The sequence below is a fragment of the Candidatus Hakubella thermalkaliphila genome, assembly GCF_013281975.1.
In the GTDB taxonomy this organism is placed as follows: Bacteria; Actinomycetota; Humimicrobiia; order Hakubellales; family Hakubellaceae; genus Hakubella; species Hakubella thermalkaliphila.
Map to the genome: position 1 here is coordinate 1 of NZ_BLRZ01000265.1, position 1,231 is coordinate 1,231.

1 protein-coding gene is annotated in these 1,231 nt (G+C 40.9%); it reads right to left on the minus strand.

The genetic code is table 11. The features are described from left to right. Window positions 1–65 precede the first annotated feature (65 nt). Window positions 66–1,231 (minus strand): IS1634 family transposase (locus HW443_RS11425; RefSeq protein WP_176238248.1); only part of this gene is annotated, 1,166 nt, incomplete at its 5' end.

Below are 1,231 nucleotides of genomic sequence, written 5' to 3' on the forward strand. Positions count from 1 at the left end.
CCCGACTTCCGCACTTATTTTAAAAAACACCTCTTCAGAGGGGGTTTTCTATCATATCGTGGGCACTACAACTTCTTAATTATGTAAGGAGTTATGGTCTTTTTTACTTTTAGTAGATCGTAAATCTTTCTGGCATCATGACTTAATCTAGAGGGAAGGCCGTATCTAATTCTTTTTACCTTATCAAATAAAATGGAAGTCTGTACCCTAACCAGGGCCTGCCTTATTTTCTCGGGAGATAATTTTCTATACTGCAGCCTTACCCGGTGCTCCATATGTTTTACCAGAACATAGGCGGTAAAGCATAGGGCAATATGAGCTCTAACTCTACGTGGTTTCCAGTGAAAGATGGGCCTTATCTTAAGATCATGTTTGGTTAGCCTAAATGAATCTTCTACCGTAAATAAGTCACTGTACTTTGAAAGTATTTCTGGGGGGGACATCTCTGAATTGGTTATTACCCCCAGTAGTCCATCCCAGGCCCTATCTAGGGCTATTTTATCTTCATCCAGGACTATCTTTGATTCTCCCTCTAGCTTTAGATACTTTCTGTATCCAGCATTGGATAGATGAGATTTGGGGTTTTTGGATTTTTGAAGCTTGGCCTCTAGCTTCTCTAGGGCCTTTATCCTATCTTGCTCATCCTTTTTGGCTCTACGGCTAGAGTAGCTCACCACCAGCTTTTTGCCCTTATGGTTAAAACAGGCTACCAGGTATCCAGGCTCTAGCTCTGGGTAGTTTTCTGGATCTAGAATTTTTTTCTTTAAGACAGCGGGCAGGCTTTTTAGCCTGGCCCCTACAATGTAGGAAATATTCTTTTCCTTTAAGCTATCTAGCTTCAAGATATTATCCTCTGATAGCATAGCGCTATCGGCTACCAATATTACTTCTTCTATATTATATTTCTGGCTGATCTTTTCTAAGGCGGGAATGAGGGTTTTTCCTTCATAGATATTTCCCGGAAAAACCTCATAATCTAGGGGTAAGCCTTCGGCTGTTACCATCAGGGCCAATAAAACCTGGGGCTGGTTGTGTTTACTGTCTTTGGAAAAGCCGCATTTTTTAAGCTCATCCGAGTCAAATGATTCAAAGTAGAGGGTAGTCACATCATAAAAGATGACCGAAATTTTTCCTCCCAGAAGATTTAAGGTATTCTGGTAGGTGATCTCTTTAAGTCTCTGGATGGCTTTATGGTCAAGTTTATCCATCATCCGATAGATCTTATCTAGCG